This is a genomic window from Stenotrophomonas panacihumi, assembly GCF_001431645.1.
GTDB classification, from domain to species: domain Bacteria; phylum Pseudomonadota; class Gammaproteobacteria; order Xanthomonadales; family Xanthomonadaceae; genus Stenotrophomonas_A; species Stenotrophomonas_A panacihumi.
Genome location: NZ_LLXU01000024.1, coordinates 14,222 through 30,389 on the forward strand (window position 1 = coordinate 14,222; position 16,168 = coordinate 30,389).

Consider the following 16,168-nt stretch of genomic DNA (forward strand, 5'->3'; position numbering starts at 1 on the left):
GGTCCGGGTCAGTCGATGTAGCGCTTGAGCAGGTCGCCATAGGCGTCGATGCGGCGGTCGCGCAGGAACGGCCAGATGCGGCGCACGTGCTCGCTGCGCTGCAGGTCGATCTCGCAGGTCAGCACGGTGGCCTCGGTCCCGGCTTCGGCGATGAACTCGCCCTGCGGGCCGAGCACGTGGCTGTTGCCCCAGAACTGGATGCCGGAGGCGCCCAGCGGCGAGGGCTCGTGGCCGACGCGGTTGCACGAGAGCACCGGCAGGCCGTTGGCCACGGCGTGGCCGCGATGGCTCAGCACCCAGGCGTCGCGCTGGCGGTTCTTCTCGTCCTGCGCGTCTTCCGGGTCCCAGCCGATCGCGGTCGGGTAGAGCAGCAGCTCCGCGCCGGCCAGCGCCATCAGGCGCGCGGCTTCCGGATACCACTGGTCCCAGCACACCAGCACGCCGAGGCGGCCGACCGAGGTGTCGATCGGCTTGAAGCCGATGTCGCCCGGGGTGAAGTAAAACTTCTCGTAGAAGCCCGGGTCGTCCGGGATGTGCATCTTGCGATACTTGCCCAGCAGCGTGCCGTCCTTCTCCAGCACCACGGCGGTGTTGTGGTACAGGCCGGCGGCGCGGCGCTCGAACAGCGAACCGACGATCACCACGCCGTGCTGCTTGGCCAGCGCGCCGAGGCGCTCGGTGCTGGGGCCGGGGATCGATTCGGCCAGGTCGAATTCGCCCACCGACTCGTGCTGGCAGAAGTAGGGGCCGTTATGCAGTTCCTGCAGCAGGACCAGTTTGGCGCCCTGCGCGGCGGCCTCGGCCACGCGCGCCTCGATCACGGCCAGGTTGGCCTGCGCATCGCCATGGTTGCGCTCCTGGATGAGCGCGACGGGAAGGGTGTGACGGGTCATGGGATCGATCCGCTGGGGGGCGCACAGGGTAGCGCGCCGGGAGCGAGGCCGGCCGCGACGCGGCCGGGCGGTTCAGTCGGCCTGCAGGCCGGCGGGCAACTGCATGGTGATGCAGTGCAGGCTGCCGTTCTGCCAGATCAGCGCACGGCACGGCACCGGCACGATCTCGCGGTCGGGGAAGGCCTCGGCCAGCACGGCCTGGGCCTTCGCGTCGGCCGCATCGCCGTAGGCCGGCATCAGCACCGCGCCGTTGACGATGAGGAAATTGGCGTAGGAGGCGGCCAGGCGGCGGCCTTCGTCGAGGATCGGCTCGGCCCACGGCAGCGGGAACAGCCGGTACGGCTGGCCGTTGGCCTGGCGCAGCGCGGCGATTTCGGCGCCCATCGCCTGCAGTTCGGCGTAGTGCGAGTCGGTCGGGTCGTCGCAGGACTGGAACACGATGGCATCCGGGCCGGCGAAGCGGGCCAGGGTGTCGACATGGGCGTCGGTGTCGTCGCCTTCCAGGTAGCCGTGGTCCAGCCACAGCACGCGGTCCTGGGCCAGCCAGGTGGCCAGGTCGGTGGTGAGCGATTCGCGCGAGCGCTGCGGATGGCGCTCGTGCAGGCACTGCCAGGTGGTCAGCAGGGTGCCGGCGCCGTCGGTGTCGATGGCGCCGCCTTCCAGCGCGAAATCGATGCTCTGGACCTCGGCGTCATGGAACAGGCCGGCATCGTGCAGCACGCCGACCAGTTGGTCGTCACGGCTGGCCTCGAACTTGCCGCCCCAGCCGGTGAAGCGGAAATCCAGCAGGCGGAAGCCGCCATCGGCGCGGCGCAACGTGATCGGGCCGGAGTCGCGCAGCCAGGTGTCGTCGTATTCGGCGGCGACGAAGCGAACCTGGTCCATGTCGATGCGCGCCGAGCGCAGGCGGGCTTCGGCGTAGGTCTGCAGGTCTTCGTCGGCCACGCAGATCACCGCGCGTTCGAAGCGGGTGATCGCCGCGACCAGCGCGATGTAGGTCTCCTCCACTTCCCCCAGGCGCTGCGCCCAGTCGGTCTCGGCGTGGGGCCATGCGATCAGCACGGCGGACTGGCCTTCCCATTCGGCCGGGAAGCGGAGTTGTTCGGTCATCGCGGGGTCTGGCTCTGTGGTGCGTCGCCCCCGGCGCGGTGCCGGGAGCGGGGTGGGGCGGGAATCAGCGGATCGGCGGCTTCGGGCCGATCTCGTCGGCACCGGCCTGGTTGGCGACCACGTCGATCACCTTCTGCTTTTCGAAGTAGACGGTGAAAGCCGGGTACACCCAGCGGTTGATGGTCGGCCACTGGCGCTTCTGGCCGCCGCGCGGGTCGAGCTTCTGCTGCGGGGCGCCGTACTGCGATTCGACCTGGGCCATCGACTGGCCGCGCACCGGCATGGCGACGGCGGGTTTTTCGTTGGCGCGGTCGACCAGCAGGGTCTCGGCACAGGCGCTGCCGGCGACGAGCACGGCGAGCAGGGGCAACACGGAAAGGCGGGTCTTCATTCGACTACTCCCCAGCGGACGAAAGAAATGGGCGGGATGCGGGATGCGATTACAGCAGACACCCCATGATGACAGCAAAGCAGAAACAAAAAACCGCCCGAAGGCGGCTTTCTGATGCGCGGGCCACGCACGAAGGCGGGCCGGCCGCCGGCTTAGCGCTGGCGAGCCTTGAAACGCGGGTTGGACTTGCAGATCACGAAGACCTTGCCGCGGCGGCGGACCACCTTGCAGTCGCGGTGACGGTTCTTCGCCGACTTCAGGGAGGACAGGACTTTCATGGCACACCTCGGCGTAAACGTGGAATTCGGGAAGGGGCGCGCCGTTTCCACTAAGCGGCGTGCCCACGGGTCAGTAAGCCGCGCATTCTATCCTGCTTTTCCCCGGCCTTTCAACTGCTTGCATCCGCGAGGGGCGGCGGGCGCATACAATGCCGGATTCCCCGTGCCCTGGAAGCTGAATGACCGACCTGTCGCCCGTCCTGACCATCGATGGCCCCTCCGGCGCCGGCAAGGGGACGGTAAGCCGTATCGTCGCCGCCCGCCTGGGTTGGCACTACCTGGATTCCGGCGCCCTGTACCGCGCGGTGGGCGTGGCCGCCAGCTGGGCCGACATTGACGTCTCCGACGCCGCGGCGCTGGTCCGCTGCACCTTCGATACCCACGTGGAGTTCATCGAGCAGGGGCCGGCCGGCCTGCGGGTGATCCTCAACGGGGTGGACGCCACCGACGAGCTGCGCCTGGAGACCGCCGGCGCCCTGGCCTCGGCGATTGCCGCCATCCCGGAGGTGCGTTCGGCCCTGAAGGAGCGCCAGCGCTCGTTCCGTCGCGCCCCGGGGCTGGTGGCCGACGGCCGCGACATGGGGACGGTGATCTTCCCGGACGCCGCCCACAAGGTGTTCCTGACGGCCAGCGCCGAGGAGCGCGCGGACAGGCGCCATAAGCAGTTGATGGAAAAGGGTGTTTCGGTTATATTCGATGACCTGCTGCGCGAGATCATGGCCCGGGACGCCCGGGATGCCCAGCGCACCGTGGCGCCCTTGCGGCCGGCCGAAGACGCCGTGCTCATCGACACCACGGGCATCGGCATCGAGGAAGTCGTCGAGCGCGTGATCAAGCTGGCAGGCGCCGCCTGAGGCAGGTGGCGGGCAGTGGATGTCCTTCGCGGCATTGCAATGCGTTGTTTCAAATCGTCGTAAGCAACAGGCTCCGTCGCGCAAGGTGCGCGACGGTATTTCCACTTCACACCCGACCTGCTTTCCCGGGGTCGACTAACTGGGTGGGCAGTGCAACCGCTGAGCGGCTGGCTGTCCGTGTGTTCAACTGAGTAATTTCAAATGACCGAATCTTTTGCCGAACTGTTCGAAGCCAGCCAAGCCAACCTGGCCAAGCTGAAGCCGGGCGCCATCGTCACCGGTACCGTCGTGGAAGTCCGCGGCGACGTGGTGGTGATCAACGCCGGCCTGAAGTCCGAAGGCATTGTGCCGATCGAGCAGTTCCGTAACGACGCTGGCGAGATCGATGTGGGCGTGGGCGACCAGGTCAAGGTCGCGCTGGACTCCATCGAAAACGGCTTCGGCGAAACCGTCCTGTCGCGCGAGAAGGCCAAGCGCGCGATGGTGTGGGACGAGCTGGAAGAAGCGTTGGAGAAGAACGAGACCATCACCGGCCGCATCAGCGGCAAGGTCAAGGGTGGTTTCACCGTGGACATCAAGGATGTCCGCGCGTTCCTGCCCGGTTCGCTGGTGGATGTGCGCCCGGTGCGCGACCCGGCCTACCTGGAAGGCAAGGAGCTTGAGTTCAAGCTCATCAAGCTGGACCGCAAGCGCAACAACGTCGTGGTTTCGCGCCGCGCTGTCGTCGAGAGCGAGCACTCGGAAGAGCGCGAGCAGCTGATGGACAAGCTGCAGGAAGGCGCGATCCTGAAGGGTGTCGTCAAGAACCTGACCGATTACGGCGCGTTCGTGGACCTGGGCGGCATCGACGGCCTGCTGCACATCACCGACATGGCCTGGAAGCGCGTGCGCCATCCGTCCGAAGTCGTGAACGTCGGCGACGAGCTGGACGTGCGCGTGCTGAAGTTCGACCGTGAGCGCAACCGCGTCTCGCTGGGCCTGAAGCAGCTGGGCGAGGATCCGTGGGACAACATCGCCCGTCGTTACCCGGCCAACAGCCGCGTGTACGGCAAGGTCTCCAACGTCACCGATTACGGCGCGTTCGTCGAGATCGAGCCGGGCGTCGAAGGCCTGGTGCACGTCTCGGAGATGGACTGGACCAACAAGAACGTCAACCCGTCCAAGGTCGTGCAGGTCGGTGACGAAGTCGAAGTGATGGTGCTGGACGTCGATGAAGAGCGTCGCCGCATCTCGCTGGGCATGAAGCAGGTTGCCGCCAATCCGTGGGAGACCTTCGCGGCCATCCACAAGAAGGGCGACAAGGTGTCGGGCCAGATCAAGTCGATCACCGACTTCGGCATCTTCATCGGCCTGGACGGCGGCATCGACGGCCTGGTCCACCTGTCGGACATCAGCTGGAACACCACCGGCGAAGACGTCGTTCGCAACTTCAAGAAGGGCGACACCCTGGACGCCGTCGTCCTGGCGGTCGATCCGGAGCGCGAGCGCATCAGCCTGGGCGTGAAGCAGCTGGAGCAGGATCCGTTCGGCCAGTACATGGCGTCGCATCCGAAGGGTTCGAAGGTCGAAGGCACGGTGAAGGAAGTGGACGCCAAGGGCGCCACCATCGAACTGGCCGACGGCATCGAGGGCTACGTCTCGGCGCGCGACATCGCCAACGAGCGCGTGGACGACGCCACCCAGCACCTGAAGGTCGGCGACAAGGTCGAAGCCAAGTTCGTGGGCATGGACCGCAAGGGCCGCACCCTGCAGCTGTCGATCAAGGCGAAGGACGATGCCGAAATGCGCGAAGTGCTGGAGGAATACCAGTCCGCGTCGGGCGGCACGACCCAGCTGGGTGCGCTGCTGCGCGCGCAGCTGAACGGCAACAAGTCCGAGTAATGGGTTGAAGGGGCGCAAGCCCTGTGTAGTAAGCGATCGGCCCGGACGCATGTCCGGGCCGATCACATGATGCGATCCCGTCCCCGCGCACGCTGCCCATGACCAAGTCGGAACTGATCGAAATCCTGGCGCGCCGTCAGGGCCACCTGAAAGCGGACGACGTCGACCTCGCGGTCAAGTCGCTGCTGGAAATGATGGGCGAGTCGCTCTCGCAGGGCGACCGCATCGAGATCCGGGGCTTCGGCAGTTTTTCGCTGCATTACCGTCCGCCGCGCCTGGGTCGCAACCCGAAGACGGGCGAGTCGGTCGCGCTGCCCGGCAAGCATGTGCCGCACTTCAAGCCCGGCAAGGAACTGCGCGAGCGCGTCAGTTCGGTGGTGCCGGTCGACATGGCCGATACGGCCGAGTGACGGTTAAGCTAGGCGCACCCTGACAGGAGTCGCGCCATGAAAGTCTTCCAGTTGTTGTTGATGCTGGCCTTCCTGCTGGTCGGCCTGATCATTGGTGCGCTCAACTCGCAGCCCATCCTGATCGACTTCGCCTTCTCCAGCATCGCCACGACCTCCGGCGTGGCCATCATCGTGTCCCTCCTGGCGGGCGTGCTGATTGGCGGCGCCCTGGTGCTGGCGGTGATGGTGCTTCCTCTCTATTCGAAACTGCGGCTGGCCAACAAGCAGGTCGCCGCCGCGCGTGTCGCCGCCCCTCCGGTGGTCGAGCCGCGCCCCATTGATGGAATTTGACCGACGATGGACTTCCTGACCGAGTGGTTCTGGTTTTTCCTGTTCCTGCCCTTGGCGGCGCTGGGCGGCTGGGTGATCGGCCGACGTGGCGGACAGCGCCACGGCGATACCCAGGTCAGCCGGTTGTCGAGCACTTACTTCCGCGGCCTGAACTACCTGCTAAACGAGCAGCCGGACAAGGCGATCGAGCTGTTCCTGCACATCGCCGAGCTGGACAAGGAAACCTTCGAGACCCAGGTCGCGCTGGGCCACCTGTTCCGCCGCCGTGGCGAGGTCGATCGCGCCATCCGCCTGCACCAGGGCCTGGTGCAGCGCAGTGACCTGACCGACCAGCAGCGCGTGCAGGCCCTGCTGGCACTGGGCGAGGACTACATGAAGTCCGGCCTGCTGGACCGCGCCGAAACGGTGTTCACCGAACTGGCGCAGATCGACCAGCGCGCCCCGCAGGCGCTCAAGCACCTGATCGGCATCTACCAGGCCGAGCGCGACTGGGAAAAGGCCATCGACAACGCCACCCGCTACGAGCAGGTCACCGGCGAGCCGATGGGCAAGCTGATCTCGCAGTTCGAGTGCGAACTGGCCGACCGCCATCGCGGCGCCGGCAAGCCGGACCTCGCCCTGGAAGCGGTCGCGCGTGCCTACCAGGCCGACGCCACGTCCGTGCGCGCGGGCATCCTGGAAGGCCGCATCGAGGTGGATCGCGGCAACGACGAGGCCGCCGTGCGCGCCTGGGAGCGCGCCGCGCGCCACGACCCGGATTACCTGCCGGAAATCATTCCGGCGCTGCTGGCGGCGTATCGCCGGGTCGGCGACATCGCCGGCGCGCGCAATTTCCTTTCGGAAATGACCGAGCACTATCGCGGCATCGCCCCGGTGCTGGCGCTCACCCAGCTGATGGAAGCGCAGGACGGCCCCGGCCCGGCGCGCACCTACCTGGGCCGCCAGCTCAAGGACCGGCCGTCGGTGCGTGGCGAGGCGGCGCTGATCGACCTGACCCTGGCCGAAGGCAGCGACCCGCAGTCCACGCTGCACGACCTCAAGCACATCACCGACCAGTTGCTGGTGCGCAACCCGAGCTATCGCTGCACGCGTTGCGGCTTCGGCGCCAAGACCCACCACTGGCAGTGCCCTAGCTGCAAGGAATGGGGCACGGTCAAACCGCTGCTGAATTACGCCGTCGTCTGACCGGGCACGGTTCGATGGCCTCGCGCTACCTTTGTGCGTGGAGGGCAGGGGGGTGACGGGCGCGCCACGCGTGCCCGCTCGCGCGGGCCCGAAAGCATGAGGACTCGATGATCGATCTGTGGGGCGGTTGCGCCATCGTGTGCGCCTTGTCCGCGCTGGGCACCTGGGCCGCGCGCGGCTATGCGCTGCGTCGCCAGTTGGTGGACCAGCCGGGCGAGCGGCGCAGCCACCAGGTCGCCACGCCGCGTGGCGGCGGCATGGCCATCGTGGGTGCCTTGCTGGTCGCCGTGGCATGGGCACTGTGGCAATGGCCGGTGCAGCGCTTGCCCATGGCAGGGGCTGCCGCCGGCTTCGCGCTCGTCGCGGGGATCGGCTGGTGGGATGACCATCGCCCGCTGTCGGCCCGTTGGCGCCTGCTGGTGCACCTGCTGGCCGCGGCCGGATGGAGCCTGCTCGTTTGGCATCTGGGTGGGCAGGTGTGGATGGGCGTGCTGGCAGGGCTGTTCGCGGTGGGCCTGGTCAACGTCTGGAACTTCATGGACGGCATCAACGGGCTGGCCGTGACGCAGGCCATGCTGGCCGCGGTGGCCTATGCGTGGGTGCTGCCCGTCCCGCTGTCCTGGCTGGGCTGGGCATTGGCCGCGGCATGCCTGGGTTTCCTGCCCTTCAACTTCCCGCGCGCACGCATCTTCCTCGGCGATGGCGGCAGTGGTGGCCTGGGGTTCGCGCTGGCCGTGCTGTTCGGGCTGGGGCTGGTGGCAGGACTCGGCCCCTGGTCGTTGTGGCTGCCGCTGGGCACCTTTCTCGTAGACGCAGGCTTCACGTTGGCTGCCCGCATGCTCTCCGGTCAGCGTTGGTGGGAGCCGCATGCGCAGCATGTCTACCAGCGGCTGGCACGTCGGTTCGGTCACGCCCCGGTCACGTTGGGGTATGCAGTTTTCAGCGGTATCGCGATTGCCTTATTCTTCCGCCTGCAAGCACTGCAGCCGAGGTGGGAGGCTGTTGGATCGATCGTCTGGCTGGTTGTGGCATCGACGATCTGGCTCCTCCTGCGTAAAGGATTACGCGACCATTGACGGATCGATACATGACATCTTGGCGTGACCGTTTCACCCGCTCCATGCCCAAAGTCGCGGTCGTCTTCCACGACCTGCTGATGGTGTGGATCTGCTGGCAGCTTCTGCACGCCGGCCGCTATTCGATGCTGCGCGACGCCCCGGACCTGCCGATGTGGGACTGGCGTACCGCCGTCGTGCTGATCGCCCAGGGCCTGGTGTTCTGGCGCGTGGGCCTGTATCGCGGCCTGTGGCGCTTCGCCAGCGTTCCCGACCTCTGGAACATCTTCAAGGCCAGCTTCCTGGGCATGGTTGCCATCGTGCTGGCGCTGGCGGTGGATCGCTTCCAGGGCGTACCGATGTCGGTGCTGGTGGTGTATCCGTTCGCGCTGTCGGCGCTGCTGGGCACGCCGCGCCTGCTGTACCGCGCCTGGCGCGACTACCAGATTGCCCACTCGGCCGACGTCAACCAGCGCGTGCTGATCCTGGGCGCCGGCCGCGCGGCCGAAGCCCTGGTGCGCGACCTGCGCCGCACTGGCGCATTCCTGCCGGTCGGCTTTCTGGACGATGCCAGCCAGCTGCACGGCGCCAACATCCAGGGCCTGCCGGTGCTGGGGTCGATCGCCAACGCGCCGTCCATCGCGCGCGAGACCGCGGCCAAGCTGATCATCATCGCCATTCCTTCGCTGGACGCCCCGGGCCTGCAGCGCGTCGTGGCGATCTGCGAGAGCACCGGCCTGCCGTTCCGCATGGTGCCCAAGCTGACGAACGTGCTCGAAGGCCGTTCGCTGCCCGGCGAGCTGCGCGAGGTGGCCATCGAGGACCTGCTCAACCGCAAGCCGGTGACGCCGGACTGGAAGCTCGTGCGCAGCTGGCTGACCGGCAAGACCGTGCTGGTCACCGGCGCCGGTGGCTCGATCGGTTCGGAAGTCTGCCGCCAGGTGTCGCGCCACGGTGCGCGGCGCGTCGTGCTGCTGGAAGTGGACGAACTGGCACTGCTCACCATCGACTCGGACCTGCGCCGCCTGTTCCCGGAGGTGGAAGTCGTGCGCGTGCTCGGCGACTGCGGCGACCCGGCGGTGATGCGCTATGCGCTGGAAAGCGCCAGCCCGGACGCGGTGTTCCATGCCGCCGCCTACAAGCAGGTGCCGTTGCTGGAAGGCCAGCTGCGCGAGGCCGTGCGCAACAACGTGCTCGCCACCCACAACGTGGCCACCAGCTGCGTGCAGGCCGGCGTGGGCACGTTCCTCTTCATTTCCACCGACAAGGCGGTCGAGCCGGTCAACGTACTGGGCGCGACCAAGCGCTACGCCGAGATGATCTGCCAGAGCCTGGATGCGCGGAACGCCACCACGCGCTTCGTCACCGTGCGCTTCGGCAACGTGCTCGATTCGGCGGGCAGCGTCGTGCCGCTGTTCCGCGAGCAGATCCGCCAGGGCGGGCCGGTCACCGTGACCCACCCGGAAGTGACGCGCTACTTCATGACCATCCCCGAGGCCTGCCAGCTGATCGTGCAGGCGGCCGCCTCGGCGTCGCATGGCGCGATCTACACGCTGGACATGGGCGAGCCGGTGCCGATCCGCCTGCTGGCCGAGCAGATGATCCGCCTGGCCGGCAAGCAGCCGGGCCAGGAAGTGGCGATCGTTTACACCGGCCTGCGCCCCGGCGAGAAGCTGCACGAGACGCTGTTCTACGCCGACGAGAACTACCGCCCGACGTTGCACCCCAAGATCCTGGAAGCCGACGCCCGGCAGTTCCCGCAAGAGCAGGTGCTGCAGCATGTCGCGCGCCTGCGCGAGGCGGTGGACCGCTACGACATGGACGCCATGGAGGCGATCCTCGGCAATTTCCTGCCCGATTTCTCGGCCGCGCGCGATAGCCAAAGCGAGCGCTCGGCCACCGTGGTTCCTTTCCCCGCACGCGAGGTCAGAAGAATTTGATGAACAAGCGCATCCGCAAGGCCGTGTTCCCGGTGGCAGGTCTTGGCACCCGGTTCCTGCCGGCGACCAAGACGGTTCCCAAGGAGATGCTGCCGATCATCGATCGGCCGTTGATCCAGTACGCGGTCGACGAGGCCATCGAGGCCGGTTGCGATACCCTGATCTTCGTCACCAACCGCTACAAGCATGCGGTGGCCGATTACTTCGACAAGGCCTACGAGCTGGAGCAGAAGCTCGAGCGCGCCGGCAAGAACGAGCAGCTGGAACTGGTGCGCCACGTGCTGCCCAACGGCGTTCGCGCCGTGTTCGTGACCCAGGCCGAAGCGCTGGGCCTGGGCCATGCGGTGCTGTGTGCCAAGCCGATCGTCGGTGACGAGCCGTTCGCGGTGCTGCTGCCGGACGACCTGATGTGGAACCGGGGTCCCGGCGCGCTGAAGCAGATGGCCGATGTCGCCGAACAGACCGGCGGCAGCGTGATCGCCGTGGAAGACGTGCCGCACGAGAAGACCGCCAGCTACGGCATCGTGGCCACCGATGCCTTCGACGGCAGCCGCGGCCGCATCAATGCCATCGTCGAGAAGCCCAAGCCGGAAGTGGCGCCGAGCAACCTGGCCGTCGTCGGCCGCTACGTGCTCAGCCCGCGCATTTTCGACCTGCTGGAGAACGTCAAGCCGGGCGCCGGCGGCGAGATCCAGCTGACGGACGCCATCGCCGAGCTGCTCAAGACCGAGCAGGTCGACGCCTATCGCTTCCAGGGCCGTCGTTTCGACTGCGGCGCGCACCTGGGCCTGATCGAGGCGACGATCCACTTCGCGCTCGAGCACGAGAAGCTGCGTGGCCCGGCCCGCGACGTCCTGCGCGCGGCGCTGGAGGGCGCGACCGCCTGAGGTCGCTCCGCCATGGCTTGACCGGGAAGGCGGCGCGCGAGCGCCGCCTTTTCATTTCCGCCGATGGCACGGGTGTGCGCAATCCGGCGAGGCGCGGGCGAGGGCAGGCTAGAATCCGGGCATGAGCGCCCCTGCCGATACCCACCAGTTGGTCAACGTCGTCGCGCTGCTCGGCGCGGCGGTGGTGGTCATTCCCATTTTTCGCAAGCTGGGCCTGGGTTCCGTGCTCGGCTACCTGGCCGCCGGCCTGGTCATCGGCCCGTTCGGCTTCGGCTGGTTCAACGACCCGCAGTCCATCCTCCACGTCGCCGAATTGGGCGTGGTGATGTTCCTGTTCGTCATCGGCCTGGAGATGCGGCCCTCGCACCTGTGGAGCCTGCGCCGCGAGATCTTCGGGCTGGGCACGCTGCAGATCGCCGTGTGCGCCGCCGGCCTGACGCTGCTGGGCATGTACGTGCTGGGCCTGCGCGCGCCGGTGGCGTTCATCGGCGCGGCCGGTTTCGTGCTGACCTCGACCGCCGTGGTGATGCAGCTGCTGTCCGAACGCGGTGACCTGACGCTGCCTTCGGGCCAGAAGATCGTCTCGATCCTGCTGTTCGAGGACCTGCTCATCGTGCCGCTGCTGGCGATCGTCGCGCTGATGGCGCCGGCCGGCATGGAGGTCTCGCCGGCCGAACGCTGGAAGGCGATCGCCATTGGCGCTGGCTGCATCATCGGCCTGCTCGCGGCGGGGCGCTGGTTGCTCAATCCGCTGTTCCGCATCCTGGCCCAGGCCGGCGCGCGCGAGGTGATGACCGCCGCCGCGCTGCTGGTGGTGCTCGGCGCGGCGCTGCTGATGCAGCTGGGCGGGCTGTCGATGGCGATGGGCGCGTTCCTGGCCGGCGTGCTGCTGTCCGAATCGACGTTCCGCCACCAGATCGAGGCCGACATCGAACCCTTCCGCGGCATCCTGCTCGGGCTGTTCTTCCTCGGCGTGGGCATGGCGCTGGACGTGTCGGTGGTGCTGCAGGATTGGCGCTTCATCGCGATGGGCGTGCTCACGTTGATGGTGGGCAAGGCGGTGTGCATCTACGTCGTCGCGCGCCTCACCGGCAGCGACCACCACCAGGCGATCGACCGCGGCGTGCTGATGGCGCAGGGCGGCGAGTTCGCCTTCGTGCTGTTCGGCGCCGCCGCGGCGGTCGGGGTGATCGAAGCGCGGGTCAATGCGAGCCTCACCGCCATCGTGGTGCTGTCGATGGCGCTGACGCCGCTGTTCGTGCTGCTGCAGCGGCGCCTGACGCCGGCGGCGAAGCCTTCGCTGGAGGGCATCGAAGCCGTGTCCGGGCAGAGCGCCAGCGTGCTGGTGATCGGCTTCGGCCGTTTCGGCCAGGTGGCCAGCCAGTCGCTGCTGGCGCGCGACGTGGACGTGACCATCATCGACAACGACATCGAGATGATCCGCAGCGCCGAGGAATTCGGTTTCAAGATCTACTACGGCGACGGCACGCGGCTGGACGTGCTGCGTGCCTCCGGCGCCGGCACCGCGCGGGCGATCGCCGTGTGCACCGACCGCAAGGAAGCCACCGATCGCATCGTCGAGCTGGTGCGTGACGAATTCCCGCAGGCCCGGCTGCTGGTGCGCTCGTACGACCGCGAGCACTCGCTGGGCCTGATCCACGCCGGCGTCGATTTCCAGATCCGCGAAACCTTCGAATCGGCCGTGCAGTTCGGCAGCGCCGCACTGATCGAGCTGGGCGTGGACGAAGACGAGGCGGCGACCATCGCCGAGGAAATCCGCAAGCGCGATGCGGAACGCTTCGAGCTGGAGATGGCCGGCGGCAACCTGATGGCCGGCGCGAAGATGGTGTTCGGCAACCAGCCCGGCGTGCCGCGGCCGACGCCGTTCACGCCGCCCAAGCGGCGCAGCCGCACGCTCAACCCGGAAGAAGTGCCGGCCGATACCGTGGACGACGACGCCGGCTGATCACGCCTTCGGGTGGGCCGCCTGCGCCTGGGCGAACGCGGCCAGCTGCTCCGGCGTGGCGTCGCGCTGGTGCAGGCGCTTCCAATCCTCGAACGGCATGCCGTAGATCGCCTCGCGGGCCTGCGCCTTGTCCATTGGCACGCCGGCCTCGTCGGCCGCTTCGCGGTACCAGTCGGCCAGGCAGTTGCGGCAGAAGCCGGCCAGGATCATCAGGTCGATGTTCTGCACGTCCGCGCGGTCCTGGTTGAGGTGCTGGAGCAGGCGGCGGAAGGCGGCGGCCTCAAGCGCGGTGGTGTCGTTCATGGCGGAATCGGGGACAATAGGCGGCCCCCGACTTTACACCGCCGCCCATGACCGCCTTCGTGCCCGCCACTGCCGCCCCGGCCCGCATCCTCGATGGACGCCGCATTGCCGAGGAGCTGCTGGACCAGCTGCAGGCGAGGGTGGATGCACGCCTGGCCGCCGGCAAGTCCCGGCCCGGCCTGGCGGTGGTGCTGGTGGGCGGTGATCCGGCATCGGCGGTGTACGTGCGCAACAAGCGCCGCGCCGCCGAGAAGGTCGGCATCGAAGCGTTCGACTACGACCTGCCGGCCGGCACCACCGAGGCCGAGCTGAGCCGCCTGATCGACCAGCTCAATGCCGACCCGAAGATCCACGGCATCCTGATCCAGCTGCCGCTGCCGGGCATCCCGGACGCCAACCGGCTGATCCAGCGCATCGACCCGCGCAAGGACGTGGATGGCTTCCATCCGCAGAACGTGGGCCACCTGGCGCTGCGCGAGTTCGGCCTGCGCCCGTGCACGCCGCGCGGCATCGTGACCCTGCTCAGCCATACCGACCAGCCGGTGCGGGGCCGCAACGCCACCATCGTGGGCGTCAGCAACCACGTGGGCCGGCCGATGGGCCTGGAGCTGCTGATCGCCGGCTGCACGGTGACCAGCTGCCACAAGTTCACCCCGCCGGAGGTGCTGGAGGCCTCGGTGCGCAATGCCGACATCCTGGTGGTGGCGGTGGGCCGGCCGGGGTTGATCCCGGGCGAGTGGGTCAAGCCGGGCGCGGTGGTTATCGACGTGGGCATCAACCGCCTGGACGACGGCCGCCTGGTCGGCGATGTCGGCTTCGAGGCCGCGGCTGCCCGGGCCAGCTGGATCACGCCCGTCCCGGGCGGCGTGGGCCCGATGACCGTGGCCACGCTGATGCAGAACACCCTCGAGGCGGCCGACGCCGCCGGCTGAACGGCATCCGCCCGGCGGCGTTGCGACGTAACGCTGCATTGCACGCGGCGTGTCGTGGACGGGTGTCAACGGCGCGTGTTTCAGGGTAAAATGTCGCGCTTCTCCTAGAACACTCGGGTCCGCCGATGCTGCGCATCCAGGCTGAAGCTCTCACGTACGACGACGTTTCGCTCGTCCCCGCCCACTCGACCGTCCTGCCGAAGGACGTCAGCCTGGAAACCCGGCTGACGCGCAATCTTCGGCTGAAGCTGCCGATCGTCTCGGCCGCCATGGACACGGTGACCGAAGCCCGCCTGGCCATCGCCATGGCCCAGATGGGCGGCATCGGCATCATCCACAAGAACCTGACGGTGGAGCAGCAGGCGGCGGAAGTCGCCTCGGTCAAGAAGTACGAATCGGGCGTGATCCGCGACCCGATCACCGTCGGCCCGGAAACCACCATCCGCGACGTGCTTGCGCTGACCCGCGCGCGCAACATCTCCGGCGTGCCGGTAGTGGATGGCGGCCAGCTGGTCGGCATCGTTACCCACCGCGACATGCGCTTCGAGACCGAGCTGGACGATCCGGTCCGCCACATCATGACCAAGAAGGATCGCCTGATCACGGTCAAGGAAGGCGAAGCCTCCGAGGAAGTGCTCAAGCTCCTGCACAAGAACCGCATCGAGAAGGTGCTGGTCGTCAATGACGACTTCGCGCTGCGCGGGCTGATCACGGTGAAGGACATCCAGAAGAAGTCCGACTACCCGAACGCCGCCAAGGACGCCGCGACCCGCCTGCTGGTCGGCGCCGCGGTCGGCGTGGGTGGCGACACCGAGCGCCGCATCGAGGCGCTGGCCGCCGCCGGCGTGGACGTGATCATCGTCGACACCGCGCACGGCCATTCGCAGGGCGTGCTCGACCGCGTGGCCTGGGCCAAGAAGCAGTTCCCGCAGCTGCAGGTCATCGGCGGCAACATCGTCACCGGCGACGCCGCGCTGGCGCTGATGGACGCCGGTGCCGACGCGGTGAAGGTCGGCGTGGGTCCGGGCTCGATCTGCACCACCCGCGTGGTCGCCGGTGTCGGCGTGCCGCAGATCACCGCCGTGGACATGGTGGCCGAGGCGCTGCAGGACCGCATCCCGCTGATCGCCGATGGCGGCATCCGTTATTCGGGCGACATCGGCAAGGCGCTGGCCGCCGGCGCGTCGACGGTGATGATCGGCGGCCTGTTCGCCGGCACCGAGGAAGCGCCGGGCGAAGTCGAACTGTTCCAGGGCCGCAGCTACAAGAGCTACCGCGGCATGGGCTCGCTGGCGGCGATGGAGAAGGGGTCCAAGGACCGCTACTTCCAGGACGCCTCCGACGCCGACAAGCTGGTGCCGGAAGGCATCGAAGGCCGCGTGCCGTACCGCGGCCCGGTCAGCAGCATCGTCCACCAGCTCATCGGTGGCCTGCGCGCGACCATGGGCTATGTCGGCTGCGCCACCATCGAGGACATGCGCAGCAAGCCGAAGTTCGTGAAGATCACCGGCGCCGGCCAGCGTGAGAGCCACGTCCACGACGTGCAGATCACCAAGGAACCGCCGAACTACCGCGCGGGGTAAGGCGACGCGTTTGCGAGGCATGCCTCGCGCGTCGCCGCACGCCCGGCCATGGATGGCCGGGCCGGAGTTTCCGAAGCCGGAAATGTGGCGCCAGGATGGCAGACGTTGAGTAATCGAAGTGACGCGCGCGATCTGGAGATGGCGCGCGTTTCCGTATCAGGAACCCGAAG

The 16,168-nt window shown here is 68.0% G+C and carries 16 protein-coding genes; 11 read left to right on the forward strand and 5 right to left on the reverse strand.

The window, feature by feature from the left end:
* Window positions 1-8 precede the first annotated feature (8 nt).
* From ARC20_RS01065 to ykgO, 4 genes are all read right to left on the reverse strand, one after another.
* Entirely contained in the window at window positions 9-893 is an 885-nt protein-coding gene (locus ARC20_RS01065; protein WP_057643022.1) for a carbon-nitrogen hydrolase, read from the reverse strand.
* A 72-nt stretch (window positions 894-965) separates the two neighbouring features.
* Entirely contained in the window at window positions 966-2,003 is a 1,038-nt protein-coding gene (locus ARC20_RS01070; protein WP_057643023.1) for an agmatine deiminase family protein, read from the reverse strand.
* 64 nt (window positions 2,004-2,067) lie between these two features.
* Window positions 2,068-2,394 (reverse strand): hypothetical protein, encoded by a 327-nt coding sequence (locus ARC20_RS01075; protein WP_057643028.1) that lies wholly within the window; start codon window positions 2,392-2,394, stop codon window positions 2,068-2,070.
* A 152-nt stretch (window positions 2,395-2,546) separates the two neighbouring features.
* Window positions 2,547-2,672, reverse strand: a complete 126-nt coding sequence (gene ykgO, locus ARC20_RS01080; protein ID WP_036206164.1) for a type B 50S ribosomal protein L36 — start codon at window positions 2,670-2,672, stop codon at window positions 2,547-2,549.
* 179 nt (window positions 2,673-2,851) lie between these two features.
* On the opposite strand from ykgO, the gene cmk reads away from it, so the two are divergent.
* The 9 genes from cmk to ARC20_RS01125 all read left to right on the forward strand — a co-directional run bounded on the left by cmk (window position 2,852) and on the right by ARC20_RS01125 (window position 13,180).
* Complete coding sequence (gene cmk / locus ARC20_RS01085) at window positions 2,852-3,526, forward strand: (d)CMP kinase (RefSeq protein ID WP_057643031.1); 675 nt, start codon at window positions 2,852-2,854, stop codon at window positions 3,524-3,526.
* A gap of 201 nt (window positions 3,527-3,727) precedes the next feature.
* Window positions 3,728-5,407 (forward strand): 30S ribosomal protein S1, encoded by a 1,680-nt coding sequence (rpsA, locus tag ARC20_RS01090; RefSeq protein ID WP_057643034.1) that lies wholly within the window; start codon window positions 3,728-3,730, stop codon window positions 5,405-5,407.
* A gap of 98 nt (window positions 5,408-5,505) precedes the next feature.
* Window positions 5,506-5,817, forward strand: a complete 312-nt coding sequence (locus ARC20_RS01095; RefSeq protein WP_057643035.1) for an integration host factor subunit beta — start codon at window positions 5,506-5,508, stop codon at window positions 5,815-5,817.
* A 36-nt stretch (window positions 5,818-5,853) separates the two neighbouring features.
* The gene (locus tag ARC20_RS01100) at window positions 5,854-6,147 is read left to right on the forward strand and encodes a lipopolysaccharide assembly protein LapA domain-containing protein (RefSeq protein ID WP_057643037.1); all 294 of its coding nucleotides are present in this window, start codon (window positions 5,854-5,856) and stop codon (window positions 6,145-6,147) included.
* 6 nt (window positions 6,148-6,153) lie between these two features.
* Entirely contained in the window at window positions 6,154-7,332 is a 1,179-nt protein-coding gene (gene lapB / locus ARC20_RS01105; protein WP_057643039.1) for a lipopolysaccharide assembly protein LapB, read from the forward strand.
* A gap of 107 nt (window positions 7,333-7,439) precedes the next feature.
* Window positions 7,440-8,408, forward strand: coding sequence for an MraY family glycosyltransferase (locus ARC20_RS01110; protein ID WP_057643041.1), 969 nt, complete (start codon window positions 7,440-7,442; stop codon window positions 8,406-8,408).
* A gap of 11 nt (window positions 8,409-8,419) precedes the next feature.
* A complete protein-coding gene (locus tag ARC20_RS01115; protein WP_057643044.1) occupies window positions 8,420-10,327 on the forward strand; it encodes a polysaccharide biosynthesis protein in 1,908 nt (635 codons plus the stop codon).
* Window positions 10,327-11,214 (forward strand): UTP--glucose-1-phosphate uridylyltransferase GalU, encoded by an 888-nt coding sequence (galU, locus tag ARC20_RS01120; protein ID WP_057643047.1) that lies wholly within the window; start codon window positions 10,327-10,329, stop codon window positions 11,212-11,214. Before ARC20_RS01115 ends, galU begins: the two co-directional genes overlap by 1 nt.
* Before the next feature lie 121 nt (window positions 11,215-11,335).
* Complete coding sequence (locus ARC20_RS01125) at window positions 11,336-13,180, forward strand: monovalent cation:proton antiporter-2 (CPA2) family protein (RefSeq protein WP_057643050.1); 1,845 nt, start codon at window positions 11,336-11,338, stop codon at window positions 13,178-13,180.
* Here the strand turns inward: ARC20_RS01125 and ARC20_RS01130 are convergent, their stop codons facing one another.
* Window positions 13,181-13,483, reverse strand: a complete 303-nt coding sequence (locus tag ARC20_RS01130; RefSeq protein WP_057643051.1) for a DUF1244 domain-containing protein — start codon at window positions 13,481-13,483, stop codon at window positions 13,181-13,183. It lies immediately after the preceding gene.
* Window positions 13,484-13,530: 47 nt separating this feature from the next.
* Between ARC20_RS01130 and folD the strand changes: the two genes are divergently transcribed.
* Both folD and guaB read left to right on the forward strand, forming a co-directional pair.
* Complete coding sequence (folD, locus tag ARC20_RS01135) at window positions 13,531-14,415, forward strand: bifunctional methylenetetrahydrofolate dehydrogenase/methenyltetrahydrofolate cyclohydrolase FolD (protein ID WP_057643055.1); 885 nt, start codon at window positions 13,531-13,533, stop codon at window positions 14,413-14,415.
* Between the two features lie 125 nt (window positions 14,416-14,540).
* Entirely contained in the window at window positions 14,541-15,998 is a 1,458-nt protein-coding gene (gene guaB / locus ARC20_RS01140) for an IMP dehydrogenase (protein ID WP_057643059.1), read from the forward strand.
* Window positions 15,999-16,168 lie beyond the last annotated feature (170 nt).